Origin of the sequence: Marinomonas communis, assembly GCF_004363305.1 — a bacterium.
Classification (GTDB): Bacteria; Pseudomonadota; Gammaproteobacteria; order Pseudomonadales; family Marinomonadaceae; genus Marinomonas; species Marinomonas communis.
Genome location: NZ_SNZA01000001.1, coordinates 1289222 through 1308896, shown reverse-complemented (window position 1 = coordinate 1308896; position 19675 = coordinate 1289222). Strand labels below are relative to the sequence as shown.

Here is a 19675-nt window from a genome sequence, read left to right as displayed (position 1 = left end):
AACTTTACATACTGTTTAATAAACTATTTTCACTGTCTCCCGATCTCTCATGATTCAGGCTAAAACTAAGTTGAGGAGCTTTGTTCGGTCTCACTTATTAAGAACTGTAGAAACGTTCGATTAGCTTTGGATAAATAGCCGTCTTTCCGCCAAGCAATGTTGATGTCTAGCCAAACTTCATCTGAAAACGGTCTTGTTACCAGCTCATCATTCTCTTCGATCACCATACCTAGTAGCGTTGTGATCCCAAATCCTTGTTTCACAATCGATTTGATAAGAGGGATCAAATTGGTTTCAAAGCCAATGTTTGGTTTGATGCCTTGTTGGCTTGCCAATCGGTCAATGACACGTCGGTGAAAATAGCCTTCTTTAAACATCACCAGCTCTTCTTGAAAAAAGAGTTCAGGTGAGATGCTTTGGTGCTTTACGAAGGGGTGGTCATGGTTCAAAGTGACCAACATTTGTTCTTTGAGAAGTGCCCGAGTTTCCAGTGACTCATTTGGTGCCTCAGCAACAATGACGCTAAGGTCGATCTCGCCATTCTCTAACATTTGTTGAAGCTTCCATGTGCCTCCCTCAATCACTTGAAGGGTCAAGTTAGGGTAACGATGTCGAAAGGCCATCAGGATAGGGGGAAAATAGTAAGAGCCAAGCATGCTTGGGATACCAACCCGAACCTCTCCTGTTTTGAGGCCACTCAGTTCTTTCATTGCGAGTTGTGTCTGGTCGGCTTGCTGAACCAGCTTCTTTGCATGCTCGTAAAGCACTCGTCCCTCATCGGTTAAGCTTATCTTTCTGTCTCGCCTATGAAAAAGAGTCACGTCGAAGTCACGCTCAAGTTTTTTAATGGCCATACTGATAGCTGGCTGGGCCACGAATAATTGCTCAGAGGCTCTGGTAAAGCTGAGCGTATCTGCAACCTTTAAAAAATAGCGTAGCGGTTTTATTTCAATCAAAACTTTTGATCCAAATGATAATTTATATATATTTTATTGATGGATAGCGTCAGCGTATAGTGCTTTTAAAGTAATTGCACATAGGGTGAAGGCATTGATCGAATCGAATGGTTGGGCATTTTGGCGAGGTACATTGGCACTGATAATTGGCTCTTTTATGGTGTTTGCCAATGTCTATGTCACCCAGCCACTGTTGCCAATGATTGCGCAAACCTATGATATCAGCGAGCTTCAAGCTGCAAGTAGTTTTACGATTACCACCTTAACACTCGGTCTTTCGTTGCTTTTTTATGGTCCTTTATCTGATGCGCTTGGCCGTAAGAAAATTATGGTATTGACGCTTCTCGGTGTGACTTTGACAACATATGCTCTGAGCCTTGCGAGCGATTACAGCACTCTGTTGCTGCTGCGTGCTATACAGGGCTTTTTCTTAGCGGGTCTGCCTGCTATTGCCGTAGCATATCTTGGAGATGAATACACACCTCATGCCATGGCGCTTGCTGTAGGTTTGTACATCAGTGGTAATACCCTTGGTGGAATAGGCGGGCGACTTATAGGTGGTTTTGTTGGCGAGTGGCAAGGGCCTTCTGCAGCATTTACTACGATGGCAGTTGTGAGCCTTATTTGTTTCCTATTGTTTTGGGTACTGCTGCCTAAATCTCAGCATTTTCAAGCTAAGCCTTTTTTAGTTCGCACATTAGTGACCAATGTCACTCTGCACATGCGTAACCCTGTTCTAGTTATGTGCTATGTAATTGGTGGTTTGAACTTCTTCATTTTTATCAACCAATTTAGCTACATAACATTTGTGCTCGAAGATGCCCCATATAGTTTATCTGCCAAATACGTCAGCTTATTGTTTTTGACCTATTTGAGTGGCACGGTAGGGTCAGCTTTTTCAGGTAAACTAGCGGGTTATTTGTCCCAACCTAAAATCATGATGATTGGCACAGGAATCATTATGTTGGGTTCTTTAGTGACTCTTTACCCTTCTTTGGTAACTATCATTATTGGCTTGTTTGTAAATTGCTTTGGCTTCTTTTTATGTCACTCCACGGCAAGCAGTTATGTCAGCAAAAATGCCAAGCAAGCAAAAGCAAGTGCGTCCTCTTTGTATTTAGTCTTTTACTATTTGGGAGCCAGTGCGGGTGGTTTTTATCTAGATCCATTCTGGCAGTACGGTGGTTGGAGCGCTGTTGTACTAGGGTCCTGGTTAGTGTTGGCTGGAGTGCTATTTGTCGCTTTCATATTGTCTCGACGCCAACAAAAAAATGAGACATACGAAGGAGTAAAACCAATAGCTGGTACATTGATGTCGAAGTAGTCGCTTATATTTGGTCCCTGAAACTCAATCTGTCCATAACGGAAATTTATAGCAGTTATGGCAATTTAGGCTTTAATAAGTCGCTAACTTACTGAGATAAATCATAATAACAGTGGTTTGCATATGACAATGAACCCTGTATAGTCGATTTTGAATGAGGATTTACATTTCTAGCTAAGTTGCTTTTATTGTCATGAAGACTGGGTTGTAGGGTAAGCATGATATCTGCATTAAATCGATCACTTTACATCAAGCAGTCTCTCGCTACCCTAGCGTTAGCGGTTGTCTTGAGCTTCGCACTCAGCTTTGTGCAAGCCTACCAGACTCTGCAACAAGAACCTTATCGTATTCAAAAAGAGTTTAACGATATCCTTTCTATCGTTGAGCGACCTTTATCCCAAGCCTTATTTCGTTTAGATACGACTTTTGCTCAGCAGCAAGCAGAGAGTCTGCTGTATAACCCAGCCATACAGCAGGCGACCGTTTTTGATGAAAATGGACAAGTCTTTGCCCAAGCTAAAGCTCCATCTATTGCTCCGTCCATTTCGAATAATGTGGCTGGTTGGTTGTTAGCGGAACAGCTATCAGTATCTCGACAGTTAAACTTTAGTGAAATTGAGTTTCCTCTTGGCTCTATTCTGTTGGAGCTCGACCTTAGGTACTTGGTAGAACAGATCATTAGTGTAAACACACAGCTTTTTGCCCAGAACTTAGTTAAAGACATACTGTTAGCACTGCTTTTATCTTTTTTGTTTTATGCAATTGTTACTCGGCCGGTTAAACAATTGACTTGGTCTTTGGCAAGAGTCGATGAAGCTAATGGTGTCTCTGTGCCGAGCAGTTTTAATGCTATGCACCGAAACGATGAGTTAGGGCGCCTTAAAAATACATTTAATGAACTGTGGCTTCGCTTAACCAAAGCTCTAGATGCCTTGGACCGAAGTCACCAACATTCAAAAGCGATGATTACTCATGCCGCAGATGGCATTGTTGTTTTGAATCATTCATTGCATATTCAAGTGGTCAATGGTGCCGCAGAGAAATTGTTACACAAAACGGCAGAGGAACTAACTTCAGCACCACTTGCTTCGATTCAGGGGGGGAGTTTTTGGACGTCATTGCAGTCTTCATTAAAAGATCTGCCCGTAGATCAAGTCATGACTGCTGAAACCACTTTATCCAATCAGCAAAAGCTGGTGCCAGTCGAAATCCGGATTAGTAAATATGAAGTACAAGGCGAAACTGAACTTGTATTGTTGATGCGAGATCTATCTGAGCGCAAAGAAGCCCAGCAGCGCATTAACCGCTTGTCATTTTATGATTCGCTAACCCGCTTACCTAATAGAACCTTGATGACTGACCACCTCCAGAAGTCCATGGATGATATGAAACCAGGGGGCTTTGGTGCACTGATTATATTGGATCTAGATCGCTTCAAAACAATAAATGATGCACTAGGGCACAATGTTGGCGATCAACTATTGATCGAAGTAGTCAATGGGATAATGCCGTTGGTTTCGCCTAATACAACGTTTGCTCGTGTAGGGGGTGATGAGTTTGTATTTCTATGGGGTTGTGTACGTGGAGATATGGAAGAAAGCAACGTCTCTATCAATCACTTTATTCAGAAAGTATTGATAGAATGCTCGAAGCCTAAACATGTAGAAGGGCATGATTTACATGTGACGGCCAGTATGGGGATCTCTTTTTTTGACGGTTCAGAAGAGTCAACTGCAACCATTCTTCGTCAGGCAGATACCGCTTTATACAAAGCTAAAGAGCAAGGCAGAAATACCTTTGCCTTTTTTCAAGATGATATGAAATCGCTTTCAGATGCTCGTTTACAAATGGAAAAATCATTACATCGAGCCCTCAAAGAAGATGAATTTGAAGTGTACTATCAGCCACAAAATAATGATAAAGGCGAAATTATTGGTGCTGAGGTACTGCTTCGCTGGCAAGATCAAGAACGCGGCTTTATTTCACCGATGGAGTTTATCCCTGTCGCAGAAGAAATTGGCCTGATTCATGACATTGGCCGGATTGTCTTACAAAAATCCACTCAGCAAGTAGCTTTATGGCGTCGACAAGGTTTATGGAAGGATACTTGGAAAGTCTCGATCAATGTAAGCCCAATGCAGTTTGCTCATGCCAAATTAGTGGAATATGTTGTCGCCGCTTTGGATGCCAGTGGCCTTTCCCCTGACTTAGTGGATATTGAGATAACGGAAACAACGCTCATGTCAGATCTTGATGGTGCACTGGCTAAAATGGAGCGATTGAAGGATTTAGGCATCAGTTTGTCGGTCGATGATTTTGGGACAGGATACTCATCCTTAAAATACCTAAAGGATTTGCCGATCGACCGCCTGAAAATTGACCAGTCCTTTGTTCGAGACTTGATTCATGACAAAGATGATTACGCCATAGTACTTGCTGTGATTGCCATGGCGAGCGCACTCTCACTCAATGTCCTCGCAGAGGGGGTTGAAACCGAAGAGCATTTCAAGCAGTTGAAACTCATGGGATGTTACACTTATCAAGGCTATTTATTCGGTCGCCCAATGTGTGCAGACGATTTTAAATCCTATTGTGAATCACATAGTGCGATTGAAATTATTTAGTTGATTGAATGTGCCATATCATGAACAACAAGAAAAAAGGAATGACCTCAGTGATAATCCCTTTTGTAAGCTCGCTTAATACACAGGAAGAACAGGACTGGGTTAAAGCTCTATCATCTGCTTTACCAAATGAATCAATAACGCCTTTTTCAAAGTTAAGTAAACAGCAAAAGCAAACAGCTGAGATTGCTATTATTGCAAACCCAAATCCAGATGACTTAAAACAGTTACCAGGCTTGGTCTGGGTCCACAGTGTCTGGGCTGGGGTGGAGAAGTTACTCCAAGGAAATGCGACTCCTAACTACAGTATTGTACGTCTCATTGACCCTGAGCTCAGTCGAACTATGAGTGAAGCGGTTTTAGCCTGGTCACTTTATTTACATCGCAATATGCCAGACTATCGCATGCAACAAGCAAAAGCTGTTTGGAATCCTTTGCCTTATGTGCCAGCTCCTGAAAGAAAAATCGGTGTCCTAGGCTTAGGCGAGTTAGGTCAAGCATCGGCCAAGTTACTGAAAAAATTTGGCTTTTCTGTCATAGGTTGGAGTCGAAGTGCAAAAGATATTACTGGTGTCGAGTGTTTAAATGGGCAAGATGGGCTTGACGATTTACTTTCTCAGAGTGATATTCTGGTTTGTCTCTTGCCTCAGACGCCGGAAACAGAGGGGCTGCTAGGGCATGAAAACCTTTCCAAACTCAAGCCCGGTGCTGAGCTAATTAACTTCGCTCGTGGCAAGATAGTCGATGAAGATGCGTTATTACATGAGTTAAACGTAGGGCGTATTCATCATGCTGTGTTGGATGTCTTTCAATATGAACCTTTGCCGCGTTCACATACCTTTTGGACTCATCCAAATATTACCGTTTTGCCACACATCTCAGCACCCACAACTGTTGAAAGTGCAGTGTCCATTGTGGCACAGAATATTCGCAATTATCGACATCTGAATATGCTACCTGCAACGGTTGATGTACAGTTAGGATATTGACACTTCATCACAAAGTTAAAAACAGGAAGTCCTCATGCCACATTGTATTATTGAATACAGTCAGAACTTAGAGCAGGAAGTGCCGCCCTTAGATTGGATGGAAGCGGTACAGCAGGCCTGTATCGAGTCAGCACTTTTTAAGCCAGCAGATATTAAACTAAGGGCCTTTGCCTGCAAGCACTTTATTACAGGGGGCGTTCAGGATGCGTTTGTTCACGTGTCTGTAAGAATGCTGCCAGGAAGAAGCAAACATCAAAAATCAGAACTTTCACAGTCTGTCCTAGATGCTTTAAGCCGTTTTTCAGTAAAACAAGTTAGTCTCTCTGTCGAGATCGTTGAAATGGATGGCGAGAGTTACCTTAAAAAGGTTATTCCTGCCTAATGTTAATAGTGCAAGCGTTCTAATCTAGGAGTAAGTGATGGTGTGGCGACAAATGAATTGGTTGCTTTTAGGGGTGGGGGTTGCTTCTGGAGCTTGGGCTCAAGAGGGTGTATCACAGGTAGTGCCAACAGATAACGCTGCTGAGACGACGATGGAGCCAGAGACACCTGAGCCGATTGCGGAACGTGCTCGCAAAGCGAATGGTATGGTCGAGCAGCGAGTGCAGCGAGAAGAAAGAACAGCAAATGACCCATTTGTGTTGACGCCCCATCGACCTAATTACTTCCTGCCTGTCTACTATGCTCAAAAGTCTGGCAATCGAGACTTGTACAACAGTGCCAACCCTAATGACACCCTGCAGGATACAGAGTTTAAATTCCAAGTGAGTATGAAGTTTCCTGTTGCCAAAGGAGTATTAGGGGATGATTCCAAGCTATGGTTTGCTTACACGCAAGAATCCTATTGGCAGGCATATAACAGCAAAATCTCGGCGCCTTTTCGCGATACGAGTTACGAACCTGAAGCTTTCATAACCAAGGAAACAGATTTTACGTTTTTGGGCACGAAACTTACCCATATAAACTTTGGTGTTAATCATCAGTCTAATGGTCGTGGAGAGCCTCTTTCACGTTCTTGGAATCGTGTTTTCGCAGATTTTGTCTTTGAACATGACAACACGGTTGTATCGTTCAAGCCTTGGTATCGTATACCTGAATCTAAGGCTGATGATGATAACCCAGATATCGAAAAGTACTTAGGTCATGGTGAACTGACGCTCGTGCACGTTGTTAATGATGTGACCTACGATTTGCAACTCAGAAATAACCTAGACTTCTCCACTAACCGAGGTGCGGTGCGCTTAGGTGTGAGTTTCCCTATGTGGGGGAAAGTACGAGGGTATGCCCAATACTTTGAGGGGTATGGTCAATCGTTACTAGACTATGATAACTACACTCGCTCATTCGGGATTGGCTTTATGCTGACCAACTGGCTTTAGGGATGCAATATTTTTGCAATATTGAATTGTTAAGTTATGGGTAATTACATTAAGGAGAATATCTCATGACTAAACGTTCACTACCTTTTGTTGGTTTAATTGCTTCCTCTTTGCTGCTTACCGCTTGTGCTGGTACAAATACACAGTCTGGTTCAGATATGGCTGCAACAGAAATGTCTTTAAATAACCAAGACTTGTACGAAGTTCATGATGAAGGTCGAATTTACTTATTCGATGATCGTGCAACGTATGAAGACTTTCTTGCAATTGGTGAAACATCTTACCGTAAAGTGCGCATTGGCGAAGGCCCAAAAGGTGAGACGCTGGTATTTGGCTTGACCAACGAAGACAAGAAAAAGACAAGTGGCATTGCGAGCATCGATATGTTCGATGGTGACCTGAACGGCGCGGAAGATTTCTATGGTGAAATGCGCATGGAAGGGCGTATTTATGTATTCCAGTCACTTGAAGAGATGAACAACGCACGTCTCGTTGGAGAGGTGCCACTTCGTTACACTGATATCGCTGCTGGCCCAAATGGTGAAACAGTTGTTTACGCATTGAACGGCGAGAATAAGAAGAAAAAGCCTGTTGAGCTGATGGCTAAATTCAAAGAAGCGAACAAAATGTAATCCATTCTTGTTCTACCAAGATCTAGAGAAAGCGCCTATTCAGGCGCTTTTTTGTTGTCATAAAAGCATCATGACCCTGCCATGAAAGTGACACCTAAACGGTCTAATTTGAAACTATAGAAGACATGTATAGGTGGAAAAGGTATGAACATACTGAATAGCATTCATAACATGGACGTAACGACTTTTTACTGGTTGATGGCCCGCAAACGACGTCAGCTACTCACTAGGGTAAGCCGAATCGTTTCGATTTCAGCCGATGGTCCCTTATACGTGTTGTTAGGGTTGTCATTTTGGGCCCTTGGTTATCCGACTTGGACGCTTATCATAGCGGTAGGCTTTGCTTTGGAACGGCTCCTGTATCTTGTTTTGAAACGTAGCTTCAAGCGCAACCGCCCAGCAGACATACTGGATGATTTTACCAGCTTCATTCGTCCATCCGATCAATTCTCTTTTCCTTCAGGTCATACATCGGGGGCCTTTTTCATGGCCTACTGTCTAAGTGAGTGGTTCCCTGAGTTTTACGTTAGTTTTTATAGTTGGTCGGTGATGGTTGGCATGTCTCGTATCTTTTTAGGGGTGCATTTTCCAACTGACACGGCGATGGGGGCGTTACTGGGAACGTCTTGTGCCATGTTAGCGTTTGAGGTATTCGCATGAAGGTTCTTTACGGTGTTCAGGGAACGGGAAATGGCCATATTACGAGGGCCAGAGCAATGAGTGAGGAGCTTGCTCGCTTGGGGATTGAGGTTGACTTTATCTTCTCTGGGCGAGATCAAAAAGATTACTTCGATATGGCATGCTTTGGAAATTATCGAACCTTTCCTGGACTATCGTTTGTCGCGAAAAATGGCAAAGTCAGTTTTCTTGCTACGTATCGTAATGCGCAATTAATACGTTTACTGAAAGACATATATACGCTTGATTTGTCTTCGTATGATTTAGTGTTAACGGATTTTGAGCCAATTACAGCATGGGCCGCAAAGCGACAAGGAAAGCCATGCATTGGAGTGGGGCATCAGTACGCTTTTCACTACGACATACCTAAGTACACTGGTGATGCAATTGGCACTTGGATTATGAGTTGGTTTGCGCCTGTTTCTCGTGGACTGGGGGTACACTGGCACCATTTCGATCAGCCAATCTTACCGCCAATTATTCAGCACGCAGACAGCCAATCTGGTGCTATGGATGATCAAGTGTTGGTGTATTTGCCGTTTGAGAATTCTGAAGATGTGATGGAGTGGCTCGAAGGAGTGCCTAATTATACTTTTCGAATGCACTGTAAAGATATCGAGCCTGGAAAATACGGTAATGTTGAAGTATTCCCTTTTAGTCGAGAGGGGTTTCAAAAGAATTTGCATGAGTGCCAATCTGTGCTCTGTAATGCGGGTTTTGAATTGAATTCTGAAGCGCTGCACATGGGGCGCCGAATCATGGTGAAACCTTTGCACGGTCAGGTAGAGCAGCTCTCTAATGTGGTGGCTCTTGAGCATTTAGGCTTTGCCAAAGCGACCTATCAATTGTCATCTCAAGTAATTAGCAGTTGGCTGGATGACGCCAAAGTGGTTCGTGTAACATTTCCAAATGTGGCAAAGGGTATTGCGGAATGGGTAGCGAATGGCGCAACGACGCCAATCGAGGAATTGAGCCAATCTCTATGGCAATCCGTGACACCTGCAAACGGTGTAACGTTTGATAAGCCGAAACCTTTTATGGAAGCTTCTTAAGGAGCATGTAACCCTGAGCAAGTAGCCTAGGGTTACATGAACCGCATTTTAGCTCAAATGTTGATTGAAAAAGTCTAACGTTCGTTGCCAAGCTAACTCAGCGCTTTTTTCATCGTAGCGAGCAGTAGAGTCATTATGGAACCCGTGATTAACACGCTCGTACATGTGTGCTTCATACTGAGCACCTAGTGTCTTTAGGGCATTCTCATAATCAGGCCAAGTCGCATTCACTCGTTGGTCTAGCTCCGCGAAATGTAATAGTAATGGGCCTTTGATGCTTTGTAGGTCTGCTGTAGGAGGAGTGCCATAGAATGGAGCAGCAGCGTTAATCATTTCAGGCCAAGAAGCCGCTAATTGGTTAGACACGTACCCACCAAAACAAAAACCGACAACCCCCAGCTTATCAGTAGTTATCGGTTGCGATTTTAAGTACGTGGCAGCATCAGTGAAGTCCCCTAGGATTTTCTCTCTATCTAAGGTTTTCTGCATTGCTCGCCCTTCATCATCATTCCCAGGATAGCCGCCGAGAGGGAAGAGAGCATCCGGCGCAAAGGCAACGAATCCAGCTTTCGCTAGTCGACGAGCGACATCCTCTATATATGGGTTTAACCCTCGGTTCTCATGCACAACTAATACTGCAGGAGCTGGATTGTCTTTGGTTACTTTATTCGGTGTGACCAAATATCCTCCCGCTTTTCCATGACCACTAGGGGCGTCGATCTCAATGTACTTGGCGGTTATATCTGGGTCATTGAAAGAGACTTGTTCCGCCATGGCGTAGTTTGGCAACAACGCCGATGACACGGCCGAAACGGTGAGTCCTGCAACCCCTAAAGTCGATAGTCGACGAATAAAGGTTCTACGATCAATATCACCGTGGGCGTATTCGTCATACCAGTCAAATGCGGCTTGGGGAATAGAAGGTAAATCTGAACGATTTTTCATGTGTGCTCCATCAGCTAATGTGCAGAAAGGTAGTATGAAATTTAGACTATTTTATTAAACCGGACTAAGTTTCTTTACGTATGTTTACTCAGAATGGATGAGAGAGCTTAGTAAATGATCAGTAAATCGGATCGCCACTCCAATACCGATGCTTCAAATACTCGATTTCCTCACTTGGTAACGGGTGGTGGGAGGCGCTTGGGCCTTGCGATTATTAAGCACCTTGTTGCTCAAGGTGAGCTGGTCGTAACGAGCTATCGCACTCACTCACATGAGGTAGAAGAGCTAAATTCCCTTGGTGTGCATTGTATCCAGGCAGATTTTACATCGAAGCGGCAGCTTGATGATCTCATTACACAAATCCAATCGGAATACACCGGTCTTAGAAGCATCATACACAATGCTTCTGATTGGTCCTCTGAGTCGGAAGAATCAGACCTGTATGCATTAATGGAGAGAATGTGGAAGGTCCATGTGGCAGCGCCTTACCAGATAAATATGTCACTTAAGAACTTGCTATGCCATGCCGCTGAAAGCTTAGGTGAAGCAACTGACATCATTCACTTAACAGATTTTGTTGCGGAAAAAGGCAGTGATAAGCATATTGCGTACGCATCGAGTAAAGCAGGCCTAGCTAATTTAAGTTTATCCTTCTCTCGCCAGCTGGCGCCGAAGGTAAAAGTGAATGCTATCGCGCCTTCTTTATTGATGTTTCAGGAAGGTGACAATAAGGAATATCAGCAGAAAGCATTAAAAAAATCGCTATTATGCCTAGAACCAGGTGAACAGGAGGGGGTTGCAGCGGTACAATACCTCTTAAATAGTCGTTACATGACTGGGCGTACTTTGGCTTTAGACGGCGGTCGTCATTTGGCTTAATTAAAGCTGGGGCGCACTGAGTACATGTTAGACGAATTAGTGAGACAGGTATCGATATGACTACTGCAATGGCAGAAACAAGCAACGTTAGCCCTTTTGCACTTTCAGCAGAGGCTTCTAAAGTTCGTGATGCTTTGATCAAGCATGGCCTAGAAACGCCAATGATTGATAACGGCTTAACCACTGAAGAAAAGTACCAGCGAATCAAGTCAGCATTTGAAGATGTTGTTTACACACTGGGTTTGGACTTAACCGACGACAGTTTATGTGAAACACCTCATCGTATCGCTAAGATGTACGTGAAAGAGATCTTTTCTGGCTTGGATTACAGCCAGTTTCCTAAGATCACAGTGATCGAGAATAAGATGAAAGTGGATGAGATGGTGAAGGTGAGCGATATCTCTTTCACTAGTACCTGTGAACATCATTTTGTGACGATTGATGGGTTGGCAAAAGTTGCGTATTTACCAAAAAACAAAATTATTGGCCTTTCTAAAATAAATCGTATCGTGCGCTTTTTCGGTCAGCGACCTCAGGTGCAAGAGCGACTAACTCAGCAGGTACTTGTTACGCTGCAAACGTTGTTAGAAACCGATAACGTTGCGGTGAGTATCGATGCGACACATTACTGTGTTAAAGCTCGTGGTGTTATGGATGCGAGTTCATCGACCCAAACTACTGCACTAGGCGGTCTGTTTAAGCGAAGTGATAAAACACGTAGTGAGTTTTTAGCCAAATAAAGTGGCTTGAACATGTTTGAGTCAGTATTTCAAAGGGGACCTAGTGTCCCCTTTGTATTTTATGCATAGGAGAAGGGGCCTAGCTAACTGCTAATTGAGCGCGGTCCTTTTGCTTAACAAACCACTCATTGAGATACAGGGCAAAAATAATAATACCGCCACCAAATGCCAAACGAATGATATCAGCATCACGGTTCCAGAATAGTACGTTCACTAGGATGCCGGCAGGGATCAAGAGGTTGTTAGCAACGGCCAATGCTCCCACATTTACCAATGTAGCGCCTTTGTTCCAAGCAAAGTAACCGAAACCCGATGCGATAACACCTAGGTATACAAGAATACTCCATTGTAAAGTGGTGGTTGGTAGCTTCTCTGTATTACCCAATAATGCAAAGCAAGGCAGTACCACTAAAAAAGCGCCAATAAAGAACCAGCCAAATAACGTTAGTTGAGGCAGTTCGGAGGTTTGATTTGCCATTAAGCGCTTATAGCAGACTTGGCCTAAACCAAAACATAGGTTGGCACCCTGAACGAGAAGAAATCCTTGAATGAAGCCTTCATCTATTCCTTGATAGCGTATGCCAACGGCGCCTAAAACAGCAATGATGGCACTAACGATGTAGCCAGGATGAAAACGCTTTTCCAAAATATCATTGATCAGCGCAATGTAAATTGGTGTCATAACAGTGAATAGCAATACTTCTGGCACTGATAGGTGAAGGAAAGACTGGTAGTAAAACCCGTACATGATGCCAAGCTGGCAGGCCCCTATCAGCATCAACTTTATTGCCAGCGGTCGCGGTGTTTGGCGAAACTTCATAAAAGGAAGGAAGACCAGCATCGCTAACGTCACTCGCATTAAGACAGAGAACCAAGAGTCAACTTGACCTGCTAAATACACTCCTATCAGGCTAAAAGAAAAGGCCCAAAGCCCTGTCATTGCCAGTAAAATCCACATCTTTGTAAGCTCCTCGAATACGTCGCGCGAGTATAGATAGCATGAGTTATTTAGTAAACTAGTCACGTAAAATGAGGTTTACTAAAGTATGCGTCTCGATCTATTTTTTGCTTTGTTAAAAAACTTTAAATAATTCCCTTGACCTCATGAGACCTTTCCATATAATACGCACCACTCCTTGCGGGAGTGGTGGAATTGGTAGACACGCTGGATTTAGGTTCCAGTGCTTCACGGCGTGAGAGTTCGAGTCTCTCCTTCCGCACCAAATTTAAAAAGGCCGATCGTTCCGATCGGCCTTTTTGGGTTTTAACTAGTAGATATTTGATTTTAAAGTGATTTCTCTTGTGAAAAATTAGAGAGTATTCGCTTGACCTCATGGCGCACTTATCTATAATACGCGTCATTCCTTGCGGGAGTGGTGGAATTGGTAGACACGCTGGATTTAGGTTCCAGTGCTTCACGGCGTGAGAGTTCGAGTCTCTCCTTCCGCACCAAATTTAAAAAAGCTGATCTAGAAATAGATCAGCTTTTTTTATGCCTAAAACTTATTGTTGTTGAACTTTTATTATTTAGCCGATCACACAAGTTTTATTTAGTTATTTCTCTTCGTTTTCCAGTGTGTTTCGATGCAATAAGCTGGGGAAGAGATACATCCAGATACCTACCACTGCGATTGTGCCAAAGCCCCCTAAAACGATCGCTGGAACAACGCCAAACAGTGCCGCCGTTGCTCCGGATTCAAATTCGCCTAATTGATTAGAGCTGCCGATAAAAATCGAATTGGCTGCGCTAACACGACCACGCATATCATCAGGTGTCTCCAGCTGTACCAGGGTTGAACGGATTACTACGCTGATCATGTCTGATGCCCCTAAGATAAACAAAGCAATCATCGATAGAATTAAATGCTCTGATAAGCCAAATAGAATAGTGGCCGCACCAAAGGTCGCCACAGCGATATACATGATTTTTCCCACACTATGAGTTAATGGGTGTCTTGCTAAATACACTGACATGAGTAAAGCGCCAACTGCGGGCGCACAGCGTAATAGGCCCAGTCCCCATGGGCCAGTATGTAGAATGTCCTTTGCAACGATAGGTAATAAAGCCGTTGCACCACCGAGCAGTACGGCAAACATATCTAAGGAAACAGAGCCTAATATGAGTTTGTTGTTCTTGATAAAGCGAAGGCCACCCAATAAATGATGTAAATCAACCGGTTGCTTAGCTTTTGCGACATAGTTGTAGTGTAAGAAAAATAAGATGCAGCAGGAGACAAGAAAGCAAACCATGCTGGTCAAATAAAGTGTGGGCGCGCCAAGTAAGTAAATTACGCCCCCAAGCGCGGGGCCAGCGATGACTGAAATTTCGCGTGCAGAGGCGATAGCGCTAACGGCTCTTGATAGTAGGGCGGGGGGAATTAAGTTCGGTAAAATAGCTTGGCCGGCAGGCATCTCAAAAGCCCGTGCTGTTCCCATCATAACCGCACAGCTATAGATCATTTGTGCTGAAATAGTATCGGTTAAATTTCCGTATGCGAGCACACCGACAGTTGATGCCATGGTTAAACGTGTGCAAATACAAATAATGCGCCGGTTATAGCGGTCGGCCACATGCCCTACTACCAGTGTTAAGAGTAGTTGCGGTAGAAACTGAAAAAGACCGACGAGCCCAAGGGCCATAGCACTATCGGTTAGATCGTATATTTGCCAACCAATGCCTACGCTTAACATTTGGAATGCAAAAGAGGATGCAATCTGACCTATCCAAAAATGGACAAAGTTCTTTTGTTTCAGTAGAGAAGAGGGGATAGATGACATGGCAACCTTTGGCAAGAAGATGAGAGATAGTGAATCATATCAACTACTTTGGGCAATGCCAGAGAACATTCTGCGAATGCTCTCTTTATGCTTTTTTCATTTCTCGTGAAGAGTAGAGGTTCAGTTAAGTTGATTCTGGACTTGTCTAGGTGAAAGGCCGAAGTGCTGATGGAAGCGACGGCTAAAGTGGCTTAGGCTTTGGTAGCCAAGTTCCATACTGACTTCAGTAACAGAGCGACGTTGTTTCAAGAAGCTTAGCGCTACATTCATGCGACGTTGGTGCTGATATTCATTGGGCGTGCAGCCGAGGTGGCGTTTAAAAGCTTGATAAAAGCGACTACGGCTCATGCACGCTAATTTACTTAAATGATCAATGTCCAAAGGGTGTGCAAGGTTTGCTTCGATAAAACTCAATGCATTAGTTAGTCCATTTGCGTCTGGCATAGTCTTGGTAAATTGTAGGAAAGCTTCTCTGCCATGGTGGCGCAAAATTCGCGTGACTAATTCACTTACCCCAAAATCCACCAACAAATCCCGATCGGGATCATTTTGGACAAAATCACTGACTAATCGGTCCAAGACTTGCTGTGTTCCCTGGGTGTGTAAGGTATGCAATGGCTTATTCGGATCAATGGGCGACAAACCGTCGACATTGTTGACATCGTTCATGCGATCACAAATCTGAGCAATCCGCTCTTGGGATATTTCGACGGTTAAGCAGGTTGTAGGGCGGTCTAATTGAGCTTCGGGGAAGTCAATAAAGACTTCTTCTTTTGGAGCAAGGATAAAGGACTCATGCGGCATAAATGCAATGTTTTGCTCATGGCGAGTGTGCATCACTTTCGCGCCTGTCACCATGCCACAATAAAGCAGTGCATCTGACTTTAGGCTGACTTTGTTTGCTTGCTCATAGGTATCATAAATACTTAGCTCGGAATGAGGCCCTGCAAAACAAACTCTATTCTCAACAAGCTCAGTCGGCTGTCGATGCATAGATAAGCTTGTAATCGGATGAGACATACACACCTCTTTAATTGTTGTTTGATGGCGGTGTTTTCAGAACGCTGGAATATGATTAACCCAAATTATAGTGGGTGGTCAACTTTTATGGACTGGCAGTCAAGTTTTTTAGACTCACAGGCAAGTAAGTTGTCATTCATAGGTCTACATTGAAAAGCATTGTTAAGTATAAAACAAAACAACAATAACGGAGTAAACAGTATGATCTATGCTAAACCAGGTTCTGAAGGCAGTGTTGTAACCTTTAACGAACAGTACGAAAACTTTATTGGTGGCGAATGGGTAGCACCAGTTAAAGGTCAGTACTTCGATAACGTTAGTCCGGTTGATGGTAAACCTTTCTGCCGCATCCCTCGATCTACTGAAGAAGATATCAATCTTGCTCTTGACGCAGCTCATGAAGCCAAAGCGGCTTGGGCAAAAACATCTGTTCAAGCGCGTTCAAATATTCTACTTAAAATTGCTGATCGCATTGAGGCGAACCTAGAAACTCTAGCGGTTGCTGAAACATGGGATAACGGTAAAGCAGTACGCGAAACACTAGCTGCTGACGTGCCATTAGCGGCGGACCATTTCCGTTATTTCGCGGGCTGTGTCCGTGCACAAGAAGGCTCAATCGGTGAAATTGATGAAAACACCGTTGCGTACCACTTCCACGAGCCTCTAGGTGTGGTTGGTCAAATCATCCCATGGAACTTCCCGCTACTGATGGCAGCATGGAAACTTGCACCAGCATTAGCTGCAGGTAACTGTATAGTTCTAAAACCAGCTGAGCAGACACCAGCATCTATCCTAGTGCTTGCTGATTTAATCAAAGACTTACTGCCAGCGGGTGTATTGAACATCGTTAACGGTTACGGTGCCGAGGCTGGTCAAGCGTTGGCTACAAGCACTCGCATTGCAAAAATCGCCTTCACTGGTTCAACACCTGTTGGTTCACACATCATGAAGTGTGCGGCAGAAAACATTATCCCATCTACTGTAGAGTTAGGTGGCAAGTCGCCAAACATCTACTTCAAAGATATCATGAATGCGGAAGATGAATTCATCAGCAAGTGTGTTGAGGGTACAGTTCTAGCATTCTTTAACCAAGGTGAAGTGTGTACTTGTCCATCGCGTTTGTTGGTTCAAGAAGATGTTTATGATGATTTCATCAAGCTAGTCATTGAACGTATTGGACAAATAAAACGCGGCAATCCACTTGATACAGAGACAATGGTTGGTGCACAAGCTTCACAGGAGCAATTTGATAAGATCCTAAGCTACCTGCAGATTGGTCGCGATGAAGGTGCTGAAGTTCTGATTGGTGGTGATTCTGAAGTAATTGATGGCTTTAACGATGGCTACTACATCAAGCCAACACTTCTGAAAGGCTCAAACGACATGCGTGTCTTCCAAGAAGAGATCTTCGGTCCTGTTGTAGCGGTGACAACGTTTAAAGACGAAGCAGAAGCGCTTGCGATTGCGAACGATACGGAATTTGGTCTTGGTGCGGGTGTTTGGACACGTGATACAAACCTTGCGTACCGTATGGGGCGCGGTATTGAAGCGGGTCGTGTTTGGATGAACTGCTACCACCAATACCCAGCACACGCGGCGTTTGGTGGATACAAGAAATCGGGCGTAGGTCGCGAAACACACAAGATGATGTTGGATCACTACCAACAAACGAAGAACATGCTTGTGAGCTATGATATCAACCCTCTAGGTTTCTTCTAAGTCCCTTTGTTACCCTGAGAATTGGCCCCCCAATTCTACTCTTTAAGCCCCCTCTGGGGGCTTTTTTTATGCTGTTTACATTTAATTTCGTAACATGACACTGCCTGTAATATTTCTGTCATATAAAAGACATATAAATGTCACCAAAATGAAACATGTGGCAATTTTTTGATTGGAATTTTCTTAATTAGCCTAGCTTTGGGTTTTTATGAAAAACTTCTAAGTGTAGAATGGCGCACGTTTCAGTTTTATGAAATATGACGGATTAGTTTTTGCATCGCTGGAGTAGTTACTTGGGAAAGGGTAACTCGGCATTTTTGCCGACCAGTGTCGTTTAATAACCTAAGATGACTCTTTTATGGATCTTGCAAATTACGGCTCAGAATCAAAGACCAGTCGCGGCAGTGAAGTTGTCCGCATTCTTATCGCGTTAGCGTTCGTTTTGGTAGCAGGCTTTTATGCTTACAGCCACGGCGAAGGCGTTTCTAACGTGTCCATCCTAGCTATTGCCGCTGCGTTTGGTGCCTACATGGCTCTGAATATCGGTGCCAATGACGTTGCTAACAACGTTGGCCCTGCGGTAGGTTCGAAAGCTCTGTCTATGGCAGGTGCGATCTTAATCGCTGCGATTTTTGAGGCGGCTGGTGCAATCATTGCTGGTGGCAGTGTCGTTGGCACGATTAAGAAAGGTATCATTAATCCTAATGCGATCGCTGATGCGACGACCTTTATTTGGGTGATGATGGCAGCATTGCTAGCGGGCGCAATTTGGCTGAACTTAGCGACTTACCTAGGAGCTCCGGTATCAACGACACACTCGATTGTTGGTGGTGTAATGGGTGCTGGTATTGCCGCAGGTGGCTGGGGCATTGCTAACTGGAGCCAAGTTGGAGCCATTGTTGCCAGCTGGGTTATTTCTCCTGCGTTGGGCGGTATCATTGCGGCAACCTTCTTGATTTACATTAAGCGCTCGATCACTTATCAAAGTGACATGATTTCGGCGGCTAAGAAAGTGGTTCCACTATTGGTATCGTTAATGGTGTGGGCATTTGCTACTTACTTGGCGATGAAAGGTCTTAAGAAGATCTGGAAGCTGGACATTATTACCGCTTTGATCATCGGCTTTGGTCTTGCCCTGACTGCTTACTTCGTTGTTCGCCCATTGGTAGATCGTGCCGCTGCATCTCTGAAAAATGAAAAAGATGCCGTTAATAGCTTGTTTACAATTCCCTTGATTGTATCTGCAGCTCTATTAAGCTTCGCTCACGGTGCAAACGATGTTGCTAACGCTATCGGGCCGTTGGCTGCGATCAACGATGCTTTGCTTCACGGTGGTGTATCGTCTAAAGCTTCCATCCCATTATGGGTAATGTTAGTAGGTGGTATTGGTATCGCGATTGGCTTGGCGTTGTTTGGTCCTAAGCTGATTAAGACAGTGGGCTCTGAAATCACTGAACTTGATAAGACACGTGCTTTCTGTGTGGCAATGGCAGCGGCAATCACTGTAATCATTGCATCTCAGTTAGGTTTGCCAGTAAGTTCTACGCACATTGCGGTAGGCGGTATCTTCGGTGTTGGTTTCCTTCGTGAGTACTTGAAGCTGTCATACGAGAAGAAACTTGCTCAGATTGAGAAACATTCTGAAAGTTCTGGCCTAGGTGCAGATGAGACCCACGCGTTCGTAGAACGTTTCAAAATGGCCGACGTAGAGGAAAAGCGTGCAATTCTTCGTGAAGTTAAAGCGCTGCAATCTGCTGCTCCGATTTCTAAAGAAGAGCGTAAGAGCCTTAAGAAAGCGACCAAGAAAGAGTTGGTTAAACGTTCGGCTCTACTTCGCATTGCCGCAGCATGGATCATTACTGTTCCAGCATCGGCACTACTGTCTGCGATTATTTTCTACGCCCTACTTGGTTTCTCAGTCGCGTAATGCGCTAGCTAAACAAAGTATTCTTAAAAAACC

Annotated in this window: 17 protein-coding genes and 2 tRNA genes; 14 read left to right on the top strand and 5 right to left on the bottom strand. The window is 44.1% G+C overall.

Annotated features, from left to right (window positions below):
- Positions 1-65: 65 nt before the first annotated feature.
- The gene (locus tag C8D85_RS06135) at positions 66-953 is read right to left on the bottom strand and encodes a LysR family transcriptional regulator (protein ID WP_133560832.1); all 888 of its coding nucleotides are present in this window, start codon (positions 951-953) and stop codon (positions 66-68) included.
- A 97-nt stretch (positions 954-1050) separates the two neighbouring features.
- Between C8D85_RS06135 and C8D85_RS06130 the strand changes: the two genes are divergently transcribed.
- From C8D85_RS06130 to C8D85_RS06095, 8 genes are all read left to right on the top strand, one after another.
- Positions 1051-2280 (top strand): MFS transporter, encoded by a 1230-nt coding sequence (locus tag C8D85_RS06130; protein ID WP_133560619.1) that lies wholly within the window; start codon positions 1051-1053, stop codon positions 2278-2280.
- Between the two features lie 218 nt (positions 2281-2498).
- Complete coding sequence (locus C8D85_RS06125; RefSeq protein WP_133560617.1) at positions 2499-4904, top strand: putative bifunctional diguanylate cyclase/phosphodiesterase; 2406 nt, start codon at positions 2499-2501, stop codon at positions 4902-4904.
- A 41-nt stretch (positions 4905-4945) separates the two neighbouring features.
- Entirely contained in the window at positions 4946-5893 is a 948-nt protein-coding gene (locus C8D85_RS06120; RefSeq protein ID WP_133560615.1) for a 2-hydroxyacid dehydrogenase, read from the top strand.
- A gap of 34 nt (positions 5894-5927) precedes the next feature.
- Entirely contained in the window at positions 5928-6275 is a 348-nt protein-coding gene (locus tag C8D85_RS06115; RefSeq protein WP_133560613.1) for a 5-carboxymethyl-2-hydroxymuconate Delta-isomerase, read from the top strand.
- Between the two features lie 37 nt (positions 6276-6312).
- Positions 6313-7272: a phospholipase A gene (locus C8D85_RS06110; RefSeq protein WP_133560611.1), complete on the top strand. Its 960-nt coding sequence runs from the start codon at positions 6313-6315 to the stop codon at positions 7270-7272.
- A gap of 65 nt (positions 7273-7337) precedes the next feature.
- The gene (locus C8D85_RS06105; RefSeq protein ID WP_133560609.1) at positions 7338-7904 is read left to right on the top strand and encodes a hypothetical protein; all 567 of its coding nucleotides are present in this window, start codon (positions 7338-7340) and stop codon (positions 7902-7904) included.
- Between the two features lie 144 nt (positions 7905-8048).
- Entirely contained in the window at positions 8049-8564 is a 516-nt protein-coding gene (locus tag C8D85_RS06100) for a phosphatase PAP2 family protein (RefSeq protein ID WP_133560607.1), read from the top strand.
- Entirely contained in the window at positions 8561-9634 is a 1074-nt protein-coding gene (locus C8D85_RS06095) for an MJ1255/VC2487 family glycosyltransferase (RefSeq protein ID WP_133560605.1), read from the top strand. Before C8D85_RS06100 ends, C8D85_RS06095 begins: the two co-directional genes overlap by 4 nt.
- Before the next feature lie 48 nt (positions 9635-9682).
- Here the strand turns inward: C8D85_RS06095 and C8D85_RS06090 are convergent, their stop codons facing one another.
- Complete coding sequence (locus tag C8D85_RS06090; RefSeq protein WP_133560603.1) at positions 9683-10579, bottom strand: dienelactone hydrolase family protein; 897 nt, start codon at positions 10577-10579, stop codon at positions 9683-9685.
- A gap of 114 nt (positions 10580-10693) precedes the next feature.
- Here C8D85_RS06090 and folM point away from each other — a divergent pair, with 114 nt between their 5' ends.
- Together folM and folE are read left to right on the top strand one after the other, a co-directional pair.
- Positions 10694-11458 carry a dihydromonapterin reductase gene (gene folM / locus C8D85_RS06085; protein WP_133560601.1) on the top strand — a complete coding sequence of 255 codons (765 nt, stop codon included), beginning with the start codon at positions 10694-10696 and terminating at the stop codon, positions 11456-11458.
- A gap of 56 nt (positions 11459-11514) precedes the next feature.
- Positions 11515-12198, top strand: a complete 684-nt coding sequence (gene folE, locus C8D85_RS06080; protein ID WP_133560599.1) for a GTP cyclohydrolase I FolE — start codon at positions 11515-11517, stop codon at positions 12196-12198.
- A gap of 79 nt (positions 12199-12277) precedes the next feature.
- Here folE and C8D85_RS06075 read toward each other — a convergent pair whose 3' ends face one another.
- A complete protein-coding gene (locus C8D85_RS06075) occupies positions 12278-13156 on the bottom strand; it encodes a carboxylate/amino acid/amine transporter (RefSeq protein ID WP_133560597.1) in 879 nt (292 codons plus the stop codon).
- Between the two features lie 180 nt (positions 13157-13336).
- Here C8D85_RS06075 and C8D85_RS06070 point away from each other — a divergent pair.
- A tRNA-Leu gene (locus C8D85_RS06070) sits at positions 13337-13421 on the top strand.
- A 144-nt stretch (positions 13422-13565) separates the two neighbouring features.
- A tRNA-Leu gene (locus C8D85_RS06065) sits at positions 13566-13650 on the top strand.
- A gap of 102 nt (positions 13651-13752) precedes the next feature.
- On the opposite strand, the gene C8D85_RS06060 is transcribed toward C8D85_RS06065, so the two are convergent.
- Together C8D85_RS06060 and C8D85_RS06055 are read right to left on the bottom strand one after the other, a co-directional pair.
- Positions 13753-14976 carry an MFS transporter gene (locus tag C8D85_RS06060; RefSeq protein WP_133560595.1) on the bottom strand — a complete coding sequence of 408 codons (1224 nt, stop codon included), beginning with the start codon at positions 14974-14976 and terminating at the stop codon, positions 13753-13755.
- A gap of 120 nt (positions 14977-15096) precedes the next feature.
- Positions 15097-15996, bottom strand: a complete 900-nt coding sequence (locus tag C8D85_RS06055; protein ID WP_133560593.1) for a helix-turn-helix domain-containing protein — start codon at positions 15994-15996, stop codon at positions 15097-15099.
- Positions 15997-16197: 201 nt separating this feature from the next.
- Here C8D85_RS06055 and exaC point away from each other — a divergent pair, with 201 nt between their 5' ends.
- A complete protein-coding gene (gene exaC, locus C8D85_RS06050; RefSeq protein WP_133560591.1) occupies positions 16198-17715 on the top strand; it encodes an acetaldehyde dehydrogenase ExaC in 1518 nt (505 codons plus the stop codon).
- Between the two features lie 358 nt (positions 17716-18073).
- The gene (locus tag C8D85_RS06045) at positions 18074-19642 is read left to right on the top strand and encodes an inorganic phosphate transporter (protein WP_133560589.1); all 1569 of its coding nucleotides are present in this window, start codon (positions 18074-18076) and stop codon (positions 19640-19642) included.
- Positions 19643-19675: the final 33 nt, after the last annotated feature.

Bases quoted from the DNA above. Each gene is read 5' to 3' on its own strand.
- exaC (WP_133560591.1), top strand. From the start codon at position 16,198: ATGATCTATGCTAAACCAGGTTCTGAAGGCAGTGTTGTAACCTTTAAC.
- C8D85_RS06115 (WP_133560613.1), top strand. From the start codon at position 5,928: ATGCCACATTGTATTATTGAATACAGTCAGAACTTAGAGCAGGAAGTG.
- C8D85_RS06125 (WP_133560617.1), top strand. From the start codon at position 2,499: ATGATATCTGCATTAAATCGATCACTTTACATCAAGCAGTCTCTCGCT.
- C8D85_RS06105 (WP_133560609.1), top strand. From the start codon at position 7,338: ATGACTAAACGTTCACTACCTTTTGTTGGTTTAATTGCTTCCTCTTTG.
- C8D85_RS06060 (WP_133560595.1), bottom strand. From the start codon at position 14,976: ATGTCATCTATCCCCTCTTCTCTACTGAAACAAAAGAACTTTGTCCAT.
- C8D85_RS06045 (WP_133560589.1), top strand. From the start codon at position 18,074: ATGGATCTTGCAAATTACGGCTCAGAATCAAAGACCAGTCGCGGCAGT.
- C8D85_RS06100 (WP_133560607.1), top strand. From the start codon at position 8,049: ATGAACATACTGAATAGCATTCATAACATGGACGTAACGACTTTTTAC.
- C8D85_RS06120 (WP_133560615.1), top strand. From the start codon at position 4,946: ATGACCTCAGTGATAATCCCTTTTGTAAGCTCGCTTAATACACAGGAA.
- C8D85_RS06075 (WP_133560597.1), bottom strand. From the start codon at position 13,156: ATGTGGATTTTACTGGCAATGACAGGGCTTTGGGCCTTTTCTTTTAGC.
- C8D85_RS06095 (WP_133560605.1), top strand. From the start codon at position 8,561: ATGAAGGTTCTTTACGGTGTTCAGGGAACGGGAAATGGCCATATTACG.
- C8D85_RS06090 (WP_133560603.1), bottom strand. From the start codon at position 10,579: ATGAAAAATCGTTCAGATTTACCTTCTATTCCCCAAGCCGCATTTGAC.
- folM (WP_133560601.1), top strand. From the start codon at position 10,694: ATGATCAGTAAATCGGATCGCCACTCCAATACCGATGCTTCAAATACT.
- folE (WP_133560599.1), top strand. From the start codon at position 11,515: ATGACTACTGCAATGGCAGAAACAAGCAACGTTAGCCCTTTTGCACTT.
- C8D85_RS06055 (WP_133560593.1), bottom strand. From the start codon at position 15,996: ATGTCTCATCCGATTACAAGCTTATCTATGCATCGACAGCCGACTGAG.
- C8D85_RS06110 (WP_133560611.1), top strand. From the start codon at position 6,313: ATGGTGTGGCGACAAATGAATTGGTTGCTTTTAGGGGTGGGGGTTGCT.